This window comes from Sphingomonas sp. NFR15, from assembly GCF_900103265.1.
Classification (GTDB): domain Bacteria; phylum Pseudomonadota; class Alphaproteobacteria; order Sphingomonadales; family Sphingomonadaceae; genus Sphingomonas; species Sphingomonas pollutisoli.
The window spans coordinates 640,798-658,637 of sequence record NZ_FMWX01000001.1 but is presented as its reverse complement, the minus strand read 5'-3'; the positions used below and the strand labels follow the sequence as shown (position 1 = coordinate 658,637).

At 66.4% G+C, this 17,840-nt stretch carries 18 protein-coding genes; 13 read left to right on the top strand and 5 right to left on the bottom strand.

Annotated elements, in window-relative coordinates:
* Positions 1–74 precede the first annotated feature (74 nt).
* From BLS81_RS03050 to BLS81_RS03030, 5 genes are all read left to right on the top strand, one after another.
* Positions 75–5,354 (top strand): coiled-coil domain-containing protein, encoded by a 5,280-nt coding sequence (locus BLS81_RS03050; RefSeq protein WP_143023278.1) that lies wholly within the window; start codon positions 75–77, stop codon positions 5,352–5,354.
* A 401-nt stretch (positions 5,355–5,755) separates the two neighbouring features.
* Positions 5,756–8,179: a gp53-like domain-containing protein gene (locus BLS81_RS03045; RefSeq protein ID WP_143023277.1), complete on the top strand. Its 2,424-nt coding sequence runs from the start codon at positions 5,756–5,758 to the stop codon at positions 8,177–8,179.
* Positions 8,180–8,189: 10 nt separating this feature from the next.
* Positions 8,190–10,565 carry a hypothetical protein gene (locus BLS81_RS03040; RefSeq protein ID WP_093220533.1) on the top strand — a complete coding sequence of 792 codons (2,376 nt, stop codon included), beginning with the start codon at positions 8,190–8,192 and terminating at the stop codon, positions 10,563–10,565.
* Positions 10,566–10,583: 18 nt separating this feature from the next.
* On the top strand, positions 10,584–11,741 hold the full coding sequence (locus BLS81_RS03035) for a hypothetical protein (protein WP_093220531.1): 1,158 nt from the start codon (positions 10,584–10,586) through the stop codon (positions 11,739–11,741).
* 18 nt (positions 11,742–11,759) lie between these two features.
* Positions 11,760–12,053, top strand: a complete 294-nt coding sequence (locus BLS81_RS03030) for a hypothetical protein (protein ID WP_093220528.1) — start codon at positions 11,760–11,762, stop codon at positions 12,051–12,053.
* 19 nt (positions 12,054–12,072) lie between these two features.
* On the opposite strand, the gene BLS81_RS21015 is transcribed toward BLS81_RS03030, so the two are convergent.
* On the bottom strand, positions 12,073–12,204 hold the full coding sequence (locus BLS81_RS21015; protein ID WP_256326039.1) for a hypothetical protein: 132 nt from the start codon (positions 12,202–12,204) through the stop codon (positions 12,073–12,075).
* A gap of 79 nt (positions 12,205–12,283) precedes the next feature.
* Between BLS81_RS21015 and BLS81_RS03025 the strand changes: the two genes are divergently transcribed.
* The 6 genes from BLS81_RS03025 (at position 12,284) to BLS81_RS03000 (ending at position 14,863) form a co-directional block, all read left to right on the top strand.
* Positions 12,284–12,817, top strand: coding sequence for a hypothetical protein (locus tag BLS81_RS03025; RefSeq protein WP_093220525.1), 534 nt, complete (start codon positions 12,284–12,286; stop codon positions 12,815–12,817).
* Positions 12,814–13,215 carry a hypothetical protein gene (locus BLS81_RS03020; protein ID WP_093220523.1) on the top strand — a complete coding sequence of 134 codons (402 nt, stop codon included), beginning with the start codon at positions 12,814–12,816 and terminating at the stop codon, positions 13,213–13,215. Before BLS81_RS03025 ends, BLS81_RS03020 begins: the two co-directional genes overlap by 4 nt.
* A gap of 15 nt (positions 13,216–13,230) precedes the next feature.
* Positions 13,231–13,746, top strand: coding sequence for a transglycosylase SLT domain-containing protein (locus BLS81_RS03015; protein WP_093220521.1), 516 nt, complete (start codon positions 13,231–13,233; stop codon positions 13,744–13,746).
* Positions 13,743–14,168, top strand: a complete 426-nt coding sequence (locus BLS81_RS03010) for a hypothetical protein (protein ID WP_093220519.1) — start codon at positions 13,743–13,745, stop codon at positions 14,166–14,168. The genes BLS81_RS03015 and BLS81_RS03010 overlap by 4 nt, the downstream gene beginning before the upstream one ends.
* Position 14,169: 1 nt before the next feature.
* On the top strand, positions 14,170–14,397 hold the full coding sequence (locus tag BLS81_RS03005; RefSeq protein ID WP_093220516.1) for a hypothetical protein: 228 nt from the start codon (positions 14,170–14,172) through the stop codon (positions 14,395–14,397).
* Positions 14,398–14,458: 61 nt separating this feature from the next.
* Positions 14,459–14,863 (top strand): hypothetical protein, encoded by a 405-nt coding sequence (locus BLS81_RS03000; protein ID WP_093220513.1) that lies wholly within the window; start codon positions 14,459–14,461, stop codon positions 14,861–14,863.
* On the opposite strand, the gene BLS81_RS02995 is transcribed toward BLS81_RS03000, so the two are convergent.
* Positions 14,860–15,489: an SOS response-associated peptidase family protein gene (locus BLS81_RS02995; RefSeq protein WP_093220511.1), complete on the bottom strand. Its 630-nt coding sequence runs from the start codon at positions 15,487–15,489 to the stop codon at positions 14,860–14,862. The genes BLS81_RS03000 and BLS81_RS02995 overlap by 4 nt on opposite strands.
* A complete protein-coding gene (locus BLS81_RS21010; protein WP_256326038.1) occupies positions 15,489–15,620 on the bottom strand; it encodes a hypothetical protein in 132 nt (43 codons plus the stop codon). Before BLS81_RS21010 ends, BLS81_RS02995 begins: the two co-directional genes overlap by 1 nt.
* A 296-nt stretch (positions 15,621–15,916) precedes the next feature.
* Here BLS81_RS21010 and BLS81_RS02990 point away from each other — a divergent pair, with 296 nt between their 5' ends.
* Positions 15,917–16,294, top strand: coding sequence for a hypothetical protein (locus BLS81_RS02990; RefSeq protein ID WP_093220508.1), 378 nt, complete (start codon positions 15,917–15,919; stop codon positions 16,292–16,294).
* Between the two features lies 1 nt (position 16,295).
* Positions 16,296–17,084 carry a hypothetical protein gene (locus tag BLS81_RS02985; protein WP_093220504.1) on the top strand — a complete coding sequence of 263 codons (789 nt, stop codon included), beginning with the start codon at positions 16,296–16,298 and terminating at the stop codon, positions 17,082–17,084.
* 106 nt (positions 17,085–17,190) lie between these two features.
* On the opposite strand, the gene BLS81_RS02980 is transcribed toward BLS81_RS02985, so the two are convergent.
* On the bottom strand, positions 17,191–17,430 hold the full coding sequence (locus BLS81_RS02980; protein WP_256326037.1) for a hypothetical protein: 240 nt from the start codon (positions 17,428–17,430) through the stop codon (positions 17,191–17,193).
* A 23-nt stretch (positions 17,431–17,453) separates the two neighbouring features.
* Positions 17,454–17,837: a hypothetical protein gene (locus tag BLS81_RS02975; protein WP_093220501.1), complete on the bottom strand. Its 384-nt coding sequence runs from the start codon at positions 17,835–17,837 to the stop codon at positions 17,454–17,456.
* Between the last annotated feature and the right edge of the window lie 3 nt (positions 17,838–17,840).

Below are 17,840 nucleotides of genomic sequence, written 5' to 3'. Positions count from 1 at the left end.
CCCCGCCACGCGCGGGCCTGCACCGAGCGGTCAACGGCTCGTCTCGAACCATTCAGCGAAGGAAGGAAGTCTCTGTGGCGTACAGCGTGAATACCTTCCCGCTCGTCATCTCCGTCAAGGAGGATGGCAGCCTTGAAGGCACCGTCCGGAACATCGAGTCCTTCATCAGCGCGGCCGGCGGGCGGGCCGGTGCTGCGTTCGAGGCGGCGGGTCGGCGCGCGGATAGTGCGTTCAACCTCGACGGCGCTCGCCGACAGGTGGAGCGGTTCGCTCAAAGCGTTGCGGCGTTCACGAACCGCTCGGCGCAGCGGGACGCTGATCCGCTCGGTATCCGCGCCGGTCTCGCCGCTCTTTCCACCGCGCCGTTCCAGCGCATCGCCAACGAACGTATTGCGGCCGAGAATGCGCTCGCGCAGCAGAAGGCGCGCGCATCCGCCGAGGCGGTCGTCGCGATCCAGCGCGAGTTCGATGCCGCCATGCAGACGATCCGCGCGCGCGGGGCCGCGCAGACGGCAGCGTTCAACCAGGCGGAGGCGGAGGGCAACCGCCTGATCGCGCTCGATCGCCAGCGTGCGAACGAGATGGCGAAGCTGATCGCAGCGCCGCAGCGTATCGGGTTCAATCTGGACTCGTCGAGCGCGGAGGTGGCGGCCAGCGCGGCGCGTTCTCAGGCGATGCAGCTTGAGGCAGTAGCGCGCGCGGCGGAGCAGTCGCTCGCCAGCGTGCAGCGCGCGACCCTGACCGACCGCGCCTATGCCGACGGGGCGCGCCAGGCGGCGGAGGCGGCCAAGCTCGAGGCGGATCGTCTCCGCACCCTCGCGGAGACGCAACGCGCGGCGAGCGCGGCTTACGCAGCCCCCAGGGGCGTGTTCGCACCAGCGACAGTTGATACTCGCTCATCGGTGAGCCGCCTCATGGCCGGCGACGCCACAGTCGACCGGGCCGTGGTGTCGGCGACGACGCTGGACCAGGTGCTCGCCCGCGTGAACCGCACCGCTGGCGCGTTGTCACAGGGCATCGACCGCGCTGCGGACGGGCTCAAGATCACCAGCAACGTCGCGAAGACAGCCGTCGATCGGCTCTTGGCGGGCGAAGCGTCGATCGATCGCGCGGCGCTTTCCGGCGTTACGCTCGAACAGGTGCTCGGTCGCGTGGCGAACCGCAGCGCGGGCATTGCGGCGAATATCGCGCGCGCGCGGGAGGCTTCCGACGCCGCAGCTGCCGCAGCCGACCGCCAGGCGCAAGCACTCGCCCGCGCGGTCGCGGAGGCCGGGCGACTTGTGGCGGCGCCGGCACAGGCACCGGCGCTGTATTTCAATCCGGCCGGAACGCAGGCCGCAGCCACGGCCGCGCGCCAGCAGGCCAACGCGCTCGAGCAGGTCGCAGCGGCGGCGCGGATCGCCGCCTCCGCTGAGAACACGGCGACGGCGGCGGACCGGGCATTCGCGTTGACCTCGCGCGAAGCGGCGGCCGCAGCGGGGGCCGAGGCGAGCCGCCTCGAAGCACTGGCCGCGACGCAGGGCAGGGTCGCGGCGGCGGCGCGCGCGGCGGGGATCAGCTTCGGTGCTGGCGGAGCACTGATCACGAACTCTGCGCGGCAGCAGCGGTTCGCGACGATCCAAGCTTCGCAGCAGTTCCAGGACTTCTTCGTCCAGGTGCAGGGCGGTCAGAACGTGATGCTGGCGTTCTCGCAGCAGGCGTCTCAGCTGGCCTTCGTCATGGCCGGCGCCGGTGGCGCGGCCGGGCGCTTCGCCAACTTCTTCGCCGGTCCATGGGGCACGCTGATCTTCGCCGGCATCTCCGTGCTCACGGCAATGACGGTTGGCACCAACAAGAGCGCCAAGGCCCATGAGGCCGCCTCGGTGGCCGCTACGATCCACGCCGAGGCCGTGAAACGCCTGCAAGATGCCGTCGATCGCCTCAACAACTCGCAGGCGTCGCTGAACCACGAGACCACTCAGGGCATCAAGGACGACCTCGCGGCGGCCGAGGCGACGCGCCAACTCGAGATCCGCAAGCGCGGCCTGCTCGACGCCCTGCTTCGGCAGCAGCTGGTCGAGCAGAAGCGCGCGTCTGGCGCTGGCACGACCAACGTCGGCTCCGCCGGCGCGGCGGTCGCGGCGGGCGGCCAGGTCGCCGTTGCCGATCAGGCCATTGCGGACACGAACGAGGCACTGAAGCTCAACGCGCTCCGGTCAGCCACCGCCGAGCGCGCGATCGCGGCTGGCAGCGCCAAGCTCGTCCTTCGCGGGGTTGAGGATGCCAATGACAAGGCCACCGCGGCGACGCACCGTTACGAGGATGCCGTTAACTCGTTACAGCGCAGGTTCGAGAAGGGCGCATTCGGCAACCCCGACACAAAGGCGGCGCAGGACAAGTTCTTCGCGCTCACCGATGCGGCCAAGAAGACCGAGAAGGCGGCGCTGGCCGCGGCAAAGGCCACCGGCGGCAGCCAGATCTCGAAGCTGAACGCGCAGGCGGCGCTCGCGGCGGCAGACAGCCCGGTTGAGAAGGCGCGCGCACAGTTGGCCCTTACCAAGGCCGAGAACAGCGAACTGCTCCGGCAGGGCGTGATCAGCGCCGATACCTATCGTCAGCGTGTCCAGGCGGCGGACGTAGAGGTCCAGCGGGCCGAGGGGCTGAAACGCGCTGCGGCGGAGAGCGCTAAGGCGGCGCGCGAGTATCAGCGGATGCTCGATTACGCGCAGCAGGCCGGCGATTCGATCAGAAAGATCAACGGCGAGTTCGACGATCAGCCGCGCCTCGTGGACCGCGCCACAACGGCGACGCAGACGCTGAACGAGACGATCGCCAAGCTACAGCGGTTGAAGCCGCCGGGGTTCAAGGAGCTGATCGCCGACGCCGAAAAGGCGAAGGGTGTCGTGGAGAACGGGCTCACCAAGCCGTACCGCGACCTGATCAAGCAACAGGGCGAGCAGTACGCGGTTCAGCAGCTCGTGTTGCAGGGCCGGCAGGCGGAGGCCGATGCGCTCCAACTGATCATCCAGCTTGAGAACACGCAGGGCAAGGTGACGCAGGAGGAGCGTGACCGCATCCTCGCGAACGTGGAGGCGCTACACCAGCAGCAACTCGCGGTCGACGCGGTGCGGGCCAAGCAACAGATCCTGCTCGACGCGCTCGCGAGCACGAAGACGGTCCTGGCGGATGCCACACAGTCGTTCGTCCGCGGCGATCTCGGCCAGCTTCTGAAAACGCCGACCAAGCTGCTCGACGTTTTCCAGACGTTCAAGGGACAGAAGCTTTTCGAAAACCTGTTGGGGCCATCGTTTCGCGAGTTGCAGGACCAGATTTCGGGATATGGCTCGGTCCGCCAGTCTTCCGACGAGTTCGCCACTGCGGTTCAACAGGTCGCGACCAGCACCCAAACGACCACGGACAAGTTCGCGGATCTTCGCGACACGACAGATGACGTGATCGCGTCGTTCCGAGCGCTCCCCGCAGCGATGGCGGTGCGCGCGGCGGGCAACACCGTCACCGGAGGCGAAAACGGGTCCGATGTGGTTGTGACCGCGCGACCGTTGCTCGGCTATGCGCCGAGCGCCAGCGACCTCGGCAGGATGGTGGATAGAATCCTCCGGCAGAGCGGCGGGTACGGTGATTTGTCGCAGCGCACCGAGCGGATTGACCCGGTGAGTGCGGCGGTGGGGCACCTCACCACGTCGATCGTTGGCCTGTTCACGAACCCTGAGAACGCAAAGGCCATTGGTCAGTCGATCGGCAAGTTCTCAGGAAAGGCGTTCGAGGGTGCCGCGACGGGCAGCTTCATCGCCGGAATCTCCAAGTCGCTCGGGCTCGGCCTCAACCAGACCGGGTCGACGGTCGGCGGCGCGGTCGGCGGGCTGCTCGGTGATAAAGGTATTACCGATAAGCTCTTCGGTGCGAACTCGCCGATCGGCAAGGCGCTCGGCTCGTTCGGGTCGTTCCTTGGGCCGGCGCTGAGCGTCGTCGGCGGCTTGGTCGGCAGCCTGTTCACGAAGATCAAGCGGGGCGGGGCGCTCGTCACCTCGGCGAATGGCCCGGTCCAGACGTTCGGCAACGACAGCGCGGCAACGTCGAATGCGAACTCGCTCGCTGGCTCCGTCCAGTCGGGGTTGCAGAAGATCGCGTCGACGCTGAACGCGCAACTCGGGTCCTTCAACGTCTCGATCGGCACCTTCGATGGCAAATACCGGGTCAGCACGACCGGCTATACCGGCTCGCTTGATTCGAAGCACGCCAGCGGCCTCGTCGACTTTGGTAAAGATGGCGCCGACGCGGCCGTCCAATACGCGATCCTCGACGCCATCCGCGACGGCGCGATCAAGGGGATCAGGCAGGGCGCCATCAACCTGCTCAAGGCCGGCAAGGATCTCGATACCGCGCTTCAGAAGGCGCTCAGCTTCCAGCAGGTGTTCAAGGATCTGAAGGCGCGCCTCGATCCGGTCGGCGCTGCGATCGACGAGGTGGACGCCAAGTTCGACACGCTGCGCGCCACCTTCGCCGAGGCCAGTGCCACCGCCGAGGATTATGCGCAGCTCGAGCAGTTGTATGCGCTCGAGCGTGCCGACGCGATCAAGGACGCGCAGCAGCAGCTTACCGGGACGCTCAAGGAGTTCCTCGATACGCTCAATTTCAAGGGCGACAACGGCCTGTCGCTGCGGACGCGGGAGGCGGCTGCGAAAGCAGCGTTCGAACCGCTCGCCGCGACCGTGCAGAGCGGGGGCAAGGTCGACCAGGACGCGTTCACCTCGGCGGCGCAGACGTATCTCGACATCGAGCGAGAACTCTACGGCTCGAGCCAGGCGTACTTCGACAAGCTCGCCGAGATCACGCAGTTGACCAGCAAGGCGATCGCCAACGCCGGTGCGCTCGTCAGCACCACGGCCTCTCAGGTGACTGATGCGGCAGCCGCCGCGCAGGGGGCTGCGGGCGTGTCGTCTGGCTCGAGCCTGCTCAGCGGCACGGGTGCGGCTGCGGGGACGATCGCCGCGAACGACAACACGGCCTTGCCACTCGCGATTGCACAGGCGATCGCGGCACAGACCACCGCGTTGCAGATCCCGGCGGACCGGGTTGCGATGATGGCCGCTCCGCAGATCACCGCAGCGATCCAGGCGGCGTTCGCCTCCTCATCGTCGGGCAATGTCGTGCCGCTCCGTAGCGATGACCGTCTGATCGCCGCGATCGCCGCGGGTTTCGCGGATCAGCGCGCGGCCATCGACGCGCAGACCGGCACGATCACGCAAGCGGTCGTCCAGCAGCTTACCGCCACGAACCGCAACCTCGGAACGCTGATCCAACTCGGCGACCTCCGTGACGATCCCACCTACCAGCCGGCACGACAGAACTTCTGATGTTCTCCCTCATCGAGATCTCCCCGCTGCTGCCGGATGGTACGCGGCCGACGCTCCGCGCGTGCCAGGCGCAGGACCGCAGGCTGACGGGTGTCGCCGATCAGATCTGGATCCCGGCCATCACGAAGGCGCCGGCGCTCACGCTCAAGCTGTTCGATGGCGACTTCACCACCGCGATCGATCCGGGAAGCGCTGCCTTTTCGGTCAACCTGATGGCTCTTGGGCTCGGTGGCTTCGCGACGGGCTGGTGCCGCTGGGCCGGTGCTCCGGTCTCGATCTACGCCTTGGCGGATGCGGACGACGCCACGCTCGAGCTGGTGTTCAAGGGCAGGATCGATACCTACACGGTTGATGGCTCGACCTTCGCGCCAACTGCCAAGGTCGATACCTCGCCGTTCGAGGTGGACGTGCTCGACGCATACGCGGGCACAGGCGGGATCGAGGGGGAGGACAGCCTCAAGGGCAAGTTCAAGCCGTGGGTGTTCGGTCGCGCATCGAACGTTGAGCCGGTCCAGATCGACTCGATCAACTACGTCTTCCAGTTCTCCGCATATGGCCCCATCAAAGCCGTTAACGCCCTTTTTGAGCGTGGCGCGGACCTCGGACCATCGTTGGGTGATGCGCCGACACTGGCAGCGCTGCTGGCCGCCAATGTGCCCGAGGGAAAGTGGGCCACCTGCCTCGCGCTCGGGCTGGTGCGTCTCGGTGCCCCGCCCGCCGGCCTGATCACCGCCGACGTCGATGGCGACAGCCCTGCCGGTGGACAGTGGATCAGGCGCACCGGCGCGATCATTCGCCGGGTCGCGCTGCGGGCAGGGATCGACGCCGCGAATCTGGCGCTTTCGATCGCGGGACTGGACCAGGCCGTCGATCGAGCCGTCAACGTCGTGCTGACGGAGCAGGAGACGGTTCTCGCTTTGGCGGCTCGGCTTGCTCTGCCCTGCAACGCGCAAGCCGGGGTGTCATGGCTCGGCCAACTGTTCGTCACGCGCATCGCGCTTGGCAACGCGTCGGTCACGCTGGACGCACAGGGCCGCCAACTCCCGCCCGTCCTGAAATCAACCGAGAACGAGGTGAGCCCGCCGTACAAGCGCATCCAGATGGGCGGCGCGCGCAACTGGCGCGTGCAGACCTTCGATGAGATCGCATTCGAGGCCCCGCTGATCCCGAAAGGCGATTATGCCGAGGACACGGTATATCGCGAAGGCAACATCGTCACGCTGCCGGACGGAAGCAGCTGGCTTTACATCTCGCTGACGCCCTCGGCGGGGCATAGGCCCGCTGACAACAGCGAGTTTTGGGCGTCGCTGTCCGGGCGCACGCGCGCCACATACGACGACGGCACGCCGATCGAGGATCTCAAGCCGGCGGAGCCGGGGGCCACCAGCGGTGCGCCCGCCGGCACCAACGTCGGCGGCGTGCCGGCGGAGCACGTGATCGACGCCCTATCGGAACTGGCAAGCTCGCCCGATCCCGACAAGCTCGTCGAAGGTGCGAAGGGGCTGGTCGATCGCACGCGTGAAACGGCGCTGACGCAGATCAAGAACCAGTTGCTCGCGTTCGCCCGGAAGACGCGCACGGATTCGGCGACCCATCTCGACGGCATCCCGATGGGTGCGCGCGTTCGAACCGAGATCACGGAACGGATCGAGCAAGGTCTCGCGCTCGCGCAGCAGATCGTCGAAGTCGAAGCCGCGATCACCGGGCCAGACGGCCCCATCGCGGCGGCGGTGACGCAGCTCTTGCAGGCGATTGCCGATGGCGATCATGCGCAAGCGCTGGCGTTGCAGGCGCTCGATGCGGCGATCACCGGCCCCGATGGTCCGATCGCCGCTGCTGTCACCCAGTTGCAGCAAGCCATCGCAGACGCCAACAGCGCGCGCGCCGAGGCGTTCGAACAGCTTCAGGCGGCGATCACCGCCAATGGAGACGCGCTGGACGCGGCGTTCACGCAGCTCAACCAAGCGGTGGTGACGGAGCATGATGCGCGCGTACAGGCCGACACGGATCTGAAGGCGGAGATCACTGGCCCGAGCGGCCCGATCGCAGCGGCGGTGGATCAGCTCAGCCTTGCGCTGGCCGATCAGCAGAGTGCGACCGCGCAGATGATCGCCGACCTATCGGCTTCGATCCTCGGGCCAAACGGGGCGATTGCGGGCACGGAAACGCGGCTCAGTCAAGCTATCGCCGATGAAGAAGGCGCGCGCGTGACCGACGTGACGACGCTGAAATCTCGGGTCGGGAATAACGAAAGCTCGATCTCGCTGCTGTTCGATACGGTCAACGGCGAACAGGCGATCGCGCAGTTGATGGTCACTGTCGACGCTGGTGGGGCCGCGAAGATCACGGGGTTCAAGATCGACGGGGCGGAGCGGCTGTTTGTCGTCGCTGCGGACAAGTTCGTAGTGGGCGATAACCAGATCTTCGAGGTCGACACCGTCAGTGGCAAGACAACGTTGAAGCACGTCTATGCCGAACTGCTTGAGTTTGGATCAATGGACCCCGAATTCGAAGCCAACCAGAATGTCTTCGACGGGTCCGAAGGCACGCAGAAGTTGCCGGGCGGCGTGGTCATGAAGTGGGGACGATATCGTGCCCACATCGGGACCGAGGTTCAGCTTTCCGTCGTCTTCGAAACGCCATTTCCCAACGCGTGCCACAGCTTCGTGCCGGTGCCGTATCTCGAGAATTTCTCCATCTACCGAGACCTGTGGCTCCAGAATGTGGGCGCTCCAACGCGCTTCGGCGCGACGGTCGGAACGCAGGCCGCAACCAGCGAAGACGAGCAGATCGACGGGTTCGACTGGCTCGCCTTCGGGCGCTGATAGGAAGATCATGAGCACTACCGACGATCAACTCTCCGCGATCAGCGCGCAGCTACAGACGTTCCTCGCGACGCTCGATAATTCGGTCAACTGGCAGATCCTGTTCCTCGCCGGCTCAACCGACGACCCCGACAGCTTCGACGCGAACGGCGGCAAGACAGGCGCGCTTGGCTATTACCCCGTCGTCAACATCTCGGGGCAGACGGTCTATATGCCGTGCCTCGCGCGGATGAAGGCTATCGCGCTTGGCGGTGCAAACGCCGAAACCCTGGACGCGATCCTCGGCACCGCGACTTCAAAGATCGCGGCAATCGACCTCGCGAAGCAGGCTGCGGAGGATGCCACCGCAGCGACGACAGCCGCGAAGGAAACCGCGATCGCTGTCACGGAGGACGCGGCGGCTGCAAGCGAGCTGGCCCGCAACCAAGCCGCCGCCGCTCAGATCGCAGCGGCGAACGCTGATACGGTGGGCGATCTGCGCACCTTCTTCACCCGCGTCGGCCCCGCTTCCGGCCTGACCGGCAAGGCGCGCTGGCGGATCGGCAACCGCCTCTACGCCAGCCTGGATGCCGCGAACGGCTTCTACCCGCGCAAGCTCACGCTCCCCGTCACCACAACGTTCGAGGATGGGAGCGCGGTGCGCTCGCGGCTGATGGCGGCGAATACGAGCGACAAGATCAGGGCGCTCCCGCACGAGCTGGGCGTTGGTGCGCGGTGGCGGATCGGCAACCGTCTCTATGCCAGCCTGGATGCCGCCGACGGCTTCTACCCGCGCAAGCTGACCTTGCCGGTGAGTGCCCGGTTCAACGACGGAAGCGTGCTCTACGGGCGGCTCGTCGGCGCGAATACCGGCGACAAGATCAAGGCGCTCGCCCCCGAACTCGGCGCGGGTGCGCGCTGGCGGATCGGAAATCGCCTGTACGCCAGCATCGATGTCACGAACGGGTTCTACCCCCGGAAGCTGACGCTTCCGCTCGCCGCGAAATTCGAGGACGGCAGCGCGCTTGCCGCGAGGCTGATGGGCGCCAACGTCGGAGACAAGCTCAGGGCGCTCCCGCCCGAACTCGGCGTGTCGGCCCGCTGGCGCATCGGCCAGCGGCTGTACGCCAGCTTGAACCCGGCACAGGGCTTCTATCCGCGCAAGCTCACCATGCCGGCCTCGGCCGTCATCGACGATCAGCCGGGCGTGAAGCTGGTCGATCGGCTTGGCGGCGCGAACCGCGCGGCCTCGATCAACGCCAACTTCATCGCGATGGCCGGGCTTGACGCCAACGGTAAGTCGCAGATCAGCACACGACGCCGCTCCGACAGCGCCCGGTTCCAGATCACGACAGGCTTGAGCAGCTACCGCTTCCCGATCCTCACGCCCGACGACAAGGTGCTGTTCGACAGCGATGCTGACGGCCGCATGATGTACGCGCCGGCCACGGGCGGAGCGATCTGGCCGGTCGATCCCTACGATATCCTCGACTGCTACGGTGACAGCCTCACGGCCGGCGCCGGAGCGAACGGCGCGGGGGCGAAGCAAGGCCCGTATCCCAAGCAATTGGCCGATCGGCTCGGCTCGGTTGTCGCCGCCGTTAACAATCGCGGCATCGGCGGTCAGATCTCCGCCGATATCGTCGCGCGGCAAGGCGGAACGCCCGCCTTGATCAGCGTGACCGACAACCTGATCCCGGCCTCGGGCGGGGTGGTCGTGACGAGCTACAGCCAAGATCTGCTCTACAACTCGGGCATCTCGGGTTCAGCCACGCTGACCGGAACGCTGGCCGGCGTGCCCGGCACGCTCTCCGGCAATTCGGTGAGCGGGCGGAACGCTTCGACGTACACCTTCACGCGATCGTCGCCGGGCGCGGCGGTGCCGTGCCCCGCGAACACGCCTTTCATCCCCGACTTCGGCGTGGCGAGCCGGCCGCGCGTCCAAATCTACCAATATGGCCGCAACGACGGCACGAACGCGACGGCGACGGCGGCGATCCTCAACGCCCTCGCGGCAAGCGTGGCGTATCAGACGGCCTATCAGCCGCGCTTCCTCGTCGGCGGCACGATCGCGACCGTGGGGGAAGCGCTGGCCGGCTTCAACACGCTTCGCGACACCCTGGCTGCCACCTATCCGGGCCGGTTCGTCGATATAAACGCCGCGCCCACAGCCGAAGAGATGTTCACGCTCGGCTTCGTGCCCGACAGCTACGGCGCATACAGCAATGGGCGCACCGACGCGCAGGATCTGGCGGCGGGATATATCCCGAGTGGCATGCGCAACGGCGCCACCACCGGCAACGGCGATTTCCTGCACCTCAACAACTTCGGCTACGGCCTCCTGGCGCTGCGCTACTACCGCGCGATCGTCGCCAAGGGCTGGTGGCCGTCCCTTCCGATCGTCTGATTTCAGAAAGGACCGCACATGGTTTCCTACGGCCTCGACAATGCCCTGCCGTTCGACGGCGACCCCGATCCCACCCTGCCCTGGGCGGACGATGACGACTCGCTGCTGGTGCCCGGTTCGCTTCTGCTCGTCGAACCCGCGCACTCGGCGAGCCCGATCGCCGGTGTTCCAGCCACCGGCGCCGATATGCCGAACATCGCGTGGAAGCGCTTCCGCGACGTCCTCGGCGCGGCCGTCTTCACCGCGCGCATCGACAACGGCTCCGCTGGGAATGCCGGCAATGTGATGACCGTCACCGCGATCGCCGCAGGCGCGATCGTGGTCGGCCAGACGCTCAACGGGGCGAACATGCCCGCCGCCGACACCTATTTCGTGGCGAGCCAGGTTAGCGGCACGCCCGGCCGAGAAGGGGTTTACGCGATCGGCTATACTGCGGCGGGCATCAACGTTGCGGTCGGGACGATCACCGCGACCGCTGGCGACGCGGGTAACCTGTCGAACACCTTCGTCGTGAATTCCGACTCCGCCAGCCTCTTCATGCGCGAGCGTACGCCGAAGGGCGGGTTGCACCTCGCGATCTCGCAGACGAACGATAACGTGTCCGGCGCGTGGCAGGGGATCGACAGCAAGGCCAGGCTCAAGAACTACATCTTCGCCAACCTCGCCCATGCCTATTACGTCAGCACGTGGGAAAGCGTGACGAGGCCCGGTGTCGGCAGCTCGGCGTTCCCGCCGCAGCAAGCGATCTGCGACATCACCACCTCGACGGGCAGGTTCGTCACCGTTTGGACCCAGCAGGACGGCACGGGCTATACGTTCCTGCCTCAAGCCGGAACCAGCCAGCGGATCGGGTTCTTCGACAGCCAGGCGGCCAACCCGAACACCGTGGGCACGCGTCTCCGGGCGATCGGCGTCAATGGTGCGACGAGTGCAGTGGCCTTCTCCAATATCGCCGTGAAGCCGTTCGTCGTCGGGCACACCGACGCGTTCGCCAGCGCCAGCACCTATGGCAACAAGTCGGCGTCACGCGTGCTGTACCGCACCTACATCGAAGACCTGACGGTTTCGGGCCGCTCGTATGCCCAGGTACAGGCGCTCGATTACGCCGCTTGGCGGGACGCATTCGGTGCCGGCGGGCGCTACGCAGGCGACACGTTCACCCCGCCAGCGGTCTAAGCAGGAAGGAAACACGCAATGGCCGACGCCGAAGCACAAATCGAATACACGCCCGAGCAGCTCGCGCGCGCGCAGCAGCTCGTGGAGTTCGACCGCGCGAAGAAGGCTGCCGAACTCACCGCCCGACGCGCCGCCTATCGTACCGCCACGGCCGCGCTCGTCGCAACGTCGGAATGGGCGACCGTCCGTGATGGTCTGGCGGCGATCGTCAGCGGCAACGAGGCGGACGGTTTGCTGTCGTTCCACGTCGCCGCGCTGGTCGAGATCATGGGCCGGCTCGACAAGGCCGTGCCGGCCGGTTCCTCGGGCTGACCTCAAACCCGCCGCGCGCTCAATACAGGTCGTACAGCCGCGACGAATCCTTGCCCTGATCCCACACGTAGAACGGTAGCAGTATCAGCGCGATCGGCAGCAACACCATCACGCTGAGGATGGTGAACCCGCCCCACAGATACCTGCGCATACCTCTTCCTCCCCCAAATGCTCCGCACATAAGACGCCGCGCCGGCCCGCCTCCGCACCTCCCGCACAAGGAAAATCCGATGACGAACGAAAGCATCGCGGCCGCTGCGGTCGCGAGCGGCCCGCGCACGGCCGCTCCACCGAGTTTCGACGGCCACGGCTGGCTCGTCGTCATCAACCTCGCCTTCATGACGGCGGCATTCGTGCTGTTCACGATGCTGGCGGTCAACATGCTGCTCTCGATGTGGAGCAATCGCGCGCGCGATAGCTGGCGGCATCCGGTGACGATCTGGCGCGCGATCGGCCTGTCGCTCGGGCTGGCCGGGTTCATCCGATTCGGTCTCGGCGCTGCGGTGTTGTGGGGCTGGAACCCTGACTTTCCGCACGACACGGCGCTGTTGCTGACGCTCCAGCGCGTGTTCGATCCGATCGCGGCGCTGTTCGGGGTGACAGCAATTGCGATGTTCAAGCTTTCGGAGCGCGGCTTGGTCGAGCAGCTCCGCAGGCGGCCGTTCCCGGTCGATATTTGGGCGTCGCTGCCGATGCTCCGGCGACCGGCCGCGATCGCGCTGCTCAGTCTGGTCGCGGCGATCGGCGTGGTATCCACGCGATGATCTGGAAGGGCTTCCTCCCGCTCGCGGCAGCGGTGCCCGTCGCGGTCGCGGCAACGGACGGCAAGGTAGCGGCGATGAGCGAGCCGACGATCTGGAGCGTGCTGGGCTACCAATTCGAGGCCGGCAGCATGATCGCAGCGCTGTGCGCATGCTTCGCCGTCCGCTTCTGGGCTGTGCAGAAGGATTACGCGCGGCACCGCTGGTCGCTCGATATCCCCGTCGCCGCGCTCGCGCTGATGTTCACCGCTGCGGCGGTGATTTCGGTGCGGCCGTCCCCGCTGGTCGCGCTGCTGCTCGGCACCGGCCTCGGTGTCCTCGGCGCCGGCATCATCGCCATCGCCAAGAAGTACGTCGATCGCTGGCTTGGCGGCATCACGGGCAGCGATCCCACTCCCTAACCACTGGAGACTGACATGACCGACAAACTGGCGTGGGGCGCGCATGTGTCCTCCGCGTTCCGGACGCGCGTGCGCGCGATCGGCGCGAACCTCGGCATCGACCCGAACAACCTGATGGCCTGCATGGCGTGGGAGAGCGGCGAGACATTCTCTTCCTCGGTCGCCAACATGGCGGGATCGGGCGCGGTCGGGCTGATCCAGTTCATGCCGGCGACGGCGGCGGCAATGGGAACGACCACCGCGAAGCTGGCGGCGCTCACGCCCGTGCAGCAGCTTGATTGGGTCGAGCGCTACTTCCGCCCCTATGGGCGACTCAAGACGCTCGCCGACGTGTACATGGCGATCCTGTGGCCGGCGGCGATCGGCAAGCCGATGGACGCGGTGCTGTGGAGCAAGGCGGTGAAGCCGACCACCTACCGCCAGAATGCCGGCCTCGATGCCAACCGCGACGGCATCATCACCAAGATCGAGTGCGCCGGCAAGGTGTACGCGAAGCTGGAGAAGGGGCTGTTGCCGGAGCATGCGGCATGACCGGGCTGCTATCCGTGCTGGAGCCGACCGCCATCACGCGGGCCAAGCGGATCGGCACCATCGTCGGCGTGGTGATGATCGCCGCTGCCATTTTCGGCGCCGTCGTATTCGGGCTTACGAAGATCTGGCCCCGCGCGGATCAGACCCCGATCATCGTCGCGCGCAAGGACGAGCAGACGGCCGCTCACGTCGCCACGGCCATCGCGACCGACACGCAGGCACGCACTCAGGACGCGACCGTCCACATCGATCTTACCACGAAGGAAATCCACGATGCTTTTTCGAGCTTGCCTGCGCCGCGCCCCGCTGGCGATGATCCTCGCCCTCTCCCTGCCGCTCCTGTCGACCGGGTGCGTGACCGCCTCAACGAAAGCATCGCGCGCGCGAACCGAGCGGCCGGCGCTGCCGCAGCGATCGAGTGAGTTGTCGCAGACCGAGCGGCTGAAGCCGTTGACCGCGCGCGCCGTGCCGGGCGACGAGGTGGCGATCAGCCGCAGCGTGCTTGAGGAACTTTACGACAGCCTGGGGGAGGCGGTCGGTGCGGTCGAGAAGCTCAACACGCGGATCGTGGCGAACAGCAAGCTGTGGATCTGCACCGAGGCGATTTTCAGCACCGGCAAGGCATCGGCGGAATGCCCCAAGGCGAAGTGAGCGCCGGCCGCGCTTCGCCGAATCGCTTGCGCTTCGTTCCTTTTTCGTTCTCATATTGGGGATGAGACAAATCGCTTCGGACGAACTTCAATTCTGCACCCGGTTCGCGGTCGGGCGAGTCGGCAACTCATGGTTCCAGTGCCTCGCGAACCGCGACATCGCGAAGCGTGAGGCTGGGGCGAAGCAGGTCTGTCAGGCGCTTCTCACGACGTTGCGCGATCCGATGTTCTTCGGCTCGGACAGCCTTCCCGCCGGGCAATCGGAGGTCGAGGCTCTGATCCGATCGGCCGTGCTGGCGCTCGGCCCACTGACCCACAATGCGGCGCGCTCCGGGCATCAGGGCACGCGCGCTGACGCCCGAAACCTGATCGCCGAACGGATCGTCGAGCAGCTCGCGCCGTTCGAGATCCTCGTGAGCGACCCGCTGGAAGGTCACGGCGACCGGGTGGGGCAGAAGCCCTGTTAGGTGCGCCCACGCGTGGGGAACACTGGCCCGCGCACGGTCATCTTCTCGGCCGGGTAGGGCCGCTGCAACGCGACCACGTCGTCGTAGCTGCCGCGCAGCCATGTATCCACGTCCTCGGGCGCGAGGATGGTGATCATCGCCTTGGGGTGGATCGGCGCGACCAGCGCGTTCGGGTCGCACGTCACCATCGTGAAGCCGTTGCCCTCGCGCGTGCGTTGCCAGAAGCCGGCGACCGGGAACACCGGCTGATCCGGCACCTGAAACCACATCTCGCCTTTCAACGGCGGCTTGCCATCACCGAGATCGTGCTTTTCGGGCGTGAACTCGCAAAACTCGGTGAGCGGTACGATGCAGCGGTTCTCAGGCTTCGCGGCAAGGGCGCGCCATTGTTTCAGGCTCAGGTTGCGAACGTTTGTCATCGGCCATGCCGCGCCGCCTCCGAGCACATCCCAAGTCATCACGTCCCACGCGCGCTCGCCATCCTGCTCGCGGATGACGTAGCTGCGTGATTTCGGGCGCAGTTCGCGTGGATCGAAGCGGTTGTCGCGCGGCCGTTCGCTGAACAGCTTCGACGCCGAGCCCCACAGGGTCTCGGGCTCGTTCGACATGCGGGCTCGATTGCACATCAGAGCATCACTCGCTGATCGGGGTCGGGTAGCGTCTCGGCGCTGACGAGCCTGACGCTTTCGATGCGCGTGAACAGGCCCTCCTCAATCGCGATGGCCTGAAAGGTGTCCGCATCCGGGGCAGCCAGCATCGCGGCGAGGACGCGCCCGACCGTCTCTGGGGAGATCGAGGGTTGCGCGCCGTATTCTGCTGCGAACTGGGCGTGAACTCGGGATCGTCGTCCGGCTCTTCCGCGAACAGTGGAACATCGACGTCCAGGATCATGCGGATTTTCATCGACCATCTCCGTGCGCGTCGATTCGGAACGCACTACCTTCTCGCGATCGTCACCGCCGAGCAAGGTTGAGCGAGATCAGTCCTGAGCCGCGCGGAGCGGCCCGTCTGGAAGCCCCCGGACATCTATCCGTTCTCAATCATGGAGGAATTATGCCCGCCACTCCCGCGCGGATCGGCTTTATCCTGCAACAGTTTCGCGTCGCGATCTCGGGTCCCGACGCGACGGTGGTCGGGCGCTACGGCACCACGGCGCGCGACACGACTGACCCCATCGAGACCTTCTTCGACAGCGTCATCGATGCACAGGCGATGAGCGATGAGCGTCTCGCGCTGCTCTCCGCAGAGCGTCGCCGCCTGACGATGGTAGCCGCTGGCGCGGTTGCTCTGCCGTCGTCCATGCCGGTCGACCCAGCAATCCCCACGGCGAAGGTCGTGGACGAGGAGCGAGGCGTCAACGGCAAGGCTGCCGTCGTTGAGATCGGCCTGGACTTCGAGCGTGACCGCTCGACCCTGACGACGTGGGGCTGACATGATCGAGCTTCCTTTCGCAGTCGTCCCGCTCGCGCTGGGCACGATCGCTACCGGCAACCAGCGCGCGAGCCGGCCGGCGGTGCATCTCGGCTATCCCAAGCACATCGGCCTGATCTGGCAGACCAACGGGCCGGCGAACGCGTGGGTATCGGGGGATTTCGGCGCCGCTCAATCGATCGACTTCTGCGCGCTGATCGCCGCGTCGGCGCTGCCGGGCACGACGATCCGCCTCCGCCTGGACAATGCGCCGGTGGGGAATGGTGGAGTGCTCTACGACAGCGGCGATCGCCCCTTCATTGATCCCGCGATCACGCGCGGCGACGGTCTCTACCATTCCCACCTGATGCTCGGCGCGCCCATCGTAGCGCGGTACTGGCGCATCGACATCGGCGGTCACACCGGCGATTTCAGCGCCTCGAGCCTGATCCTCGGACAGCGGCTCACGCCCGCCACCTACTACGACAAGGACTTCAAGCTCGATACGACCGACCTCGGCACCCTCGATGTGACGAGGTGGGGAGTTCCCGACGAAGCGGCTGGCCTCATCTTCCGCTCGCTCAACCTCAAGTTCGGCTGGCTCAGCGATGAGGATTGGGAACAGAAGTTCCGGCCGCTCGCGGAGGGGCTCGGCAAGCGTGGCGTCTCGTACTGGTGCTTCGACCCGGCGGCGACGGTCACGCGCCAGGCGAAGACGTACCTCGGGTGGTTCAAGACGCTGCCCTACGCCACGGGCGGGGTGAAGGCCGGACGTTACGAAACCGAGTTCGAGCTTATGTCGATGATCTGATCGAAACGTGAGTTGAGGGAGCGGCTGGGGCGCGATGCCTGAATTGCCAACACTTTCACAACGCACGAAACGAAACGGTTTGGTAAGCTGAGGCCGGGCAGGGGGGTTATCCCCTTGCCCGGCTTTTCTGCGTCTGAGCTGGCACCCAGGGGTCACGCGCGCCGAGTTCGCGCTCGTCGATGTTGAAGAAGATCGCCAGCATCCGGCGATCATCCTCGGCCAGGCGCGCAGGCGTACCGCGCGACACGAACTGTTGCAGATACGCCTCGTTGCGGCGGATCATGCGGGACAGCGCCGCGAGGCTGACGTTGCGCTCGGTACGCAGGCGATCAAGCGTCGCCCGCACCTGCGCCTCCGTTCGGTCCGGCTTCACGGTACGTGACGCACCACTTCCCAGCCGGCCTGCTTGGCGAACGCCTTTGCCACGGCGGTCCAGCCGAGGAAGGTCATAACCTTTTCGTGGAGCTCCCGCTGATAATCTTTCGCCTCGGCGTCGCTGACAGATTCCTCGAACTCGTTGCGAACTTCCTCGAACACGAGTGCGTCGCGCAGGTTGCTTTCGCCCGCGCGCTTCGAACAGCCGACCTGTTCAACGATCCAAGAGCCGCCCTCGGTTTCCCAGAGGCGGATCTCTGTCCAACGATCCTTGGTGCCGTCGCGATTTTGCGTCGAGTATTCCTGGATCAGCTGACCATCAAAGCGCAGATCCTGCGCGTTGTTCACCTGCATCCGCTGCTTGCTGTAGTCGCCCATGTC

Bases quoted from the DNA above. Each gene is read 5' to 3' on its own strand.
- BLS81_RS03040 (WP_093220533.1), top strand. From the start codon at position 8,190: ATGAGCACTACCGACGATCAACTCTCCGCGATCAGCGCGCAGCTACAG.
- BLS81_RS03035 (WP_093220531.1), top strand. From the start codon at position 10,584: ATGGTTTCCTACGGCCTCGACAATGCCCTGCCGTTCGACGGCGACCCC.
- BLS81_RS03030 (WP_093220528.1), top strand. From the start codon at position 11,760: ATGGCCGACGCCGAAGCACAAATCGAATACACGCCCGAGCAGCTCGCG.
- BLS81_RS21015 (WP_256326039.1), bottom strand. From the start codon at position 12,204: ATGCGCAGGTATCTGTGGGGCGGGTTCACCATCCTCAGCGTGATGGTG.
- BLS81_RS03025 (WP_093220525.1), top strand. From the start codon at position 12,284: ATGACGAACGAAAGCATCGCGGCCGCTGCGGTCGCGAGCGGCCCGCGC.
- BLS81_RS03020 (WP_093220523.1), top strand. From the start codon at position 12,814: ATGATCTGGAAGGGCTTCCTCCCGCTCGCGGCAGCGGTGCCCGTCGCG.
- BLS81_RS03015 (WP_093220521.1), top strand. From the start codon at position 13,231: ATGACCGACAAACTGGCGTGGGGCGCGCATGTGTCCTCCGCGTTCCGG.
- BLS81_RS03010 (WP_093220519.1), top strand. From the start codon at position 13,743: ATGACCGGGCTGCTATCCGTGCTGGAGCCGACCGCCATCACGCGGGCC.
- BLS81_RS03000 (WP_093220513.1), top strand. From the start codon at position 14,459: ATGAGACAAATCGCTTCGGACGAACTTCAATTCTGCACCCGGTTCGCG.
- BLS81_RS02995 (WP_093220511.1), bottom strand. From the start codon at position 15,489: ATGTGCAATCGAGCCCGCATGTCGAACGAGCCCGAGACCCTGTGGGGC.
- BLS81_RS21010 (WP_256326038.1), bottom strand. From the start codon at position 15,620: ATGCTGGCTGCCCCGGATGCGGACACCTTTCAGGCCATCGCGATTGAG.
- BLS81_RS02990 (WP_093220508.1), top strand. From the start codon at position 15,917: ATGCCCGCCACTCCCGCGCGGATCGGCTTTATCCTGCAACAGTTTCGC.
- BLS81_RS02985 (WP_093220504.1), top strand. From the start codon at position 16,296: ATGATCGAGCTTCCTTTCGCAGTCGTCCCGCTCGCGCTGGGCACGATC.
- BLS81_RS02975 (WP_093220501.1), bottom strand. From the start codon at position 17,837: ATGGGCGACTACAGCAAGCAGCGGATGCAGGTGAACAACGCGCAGGAT.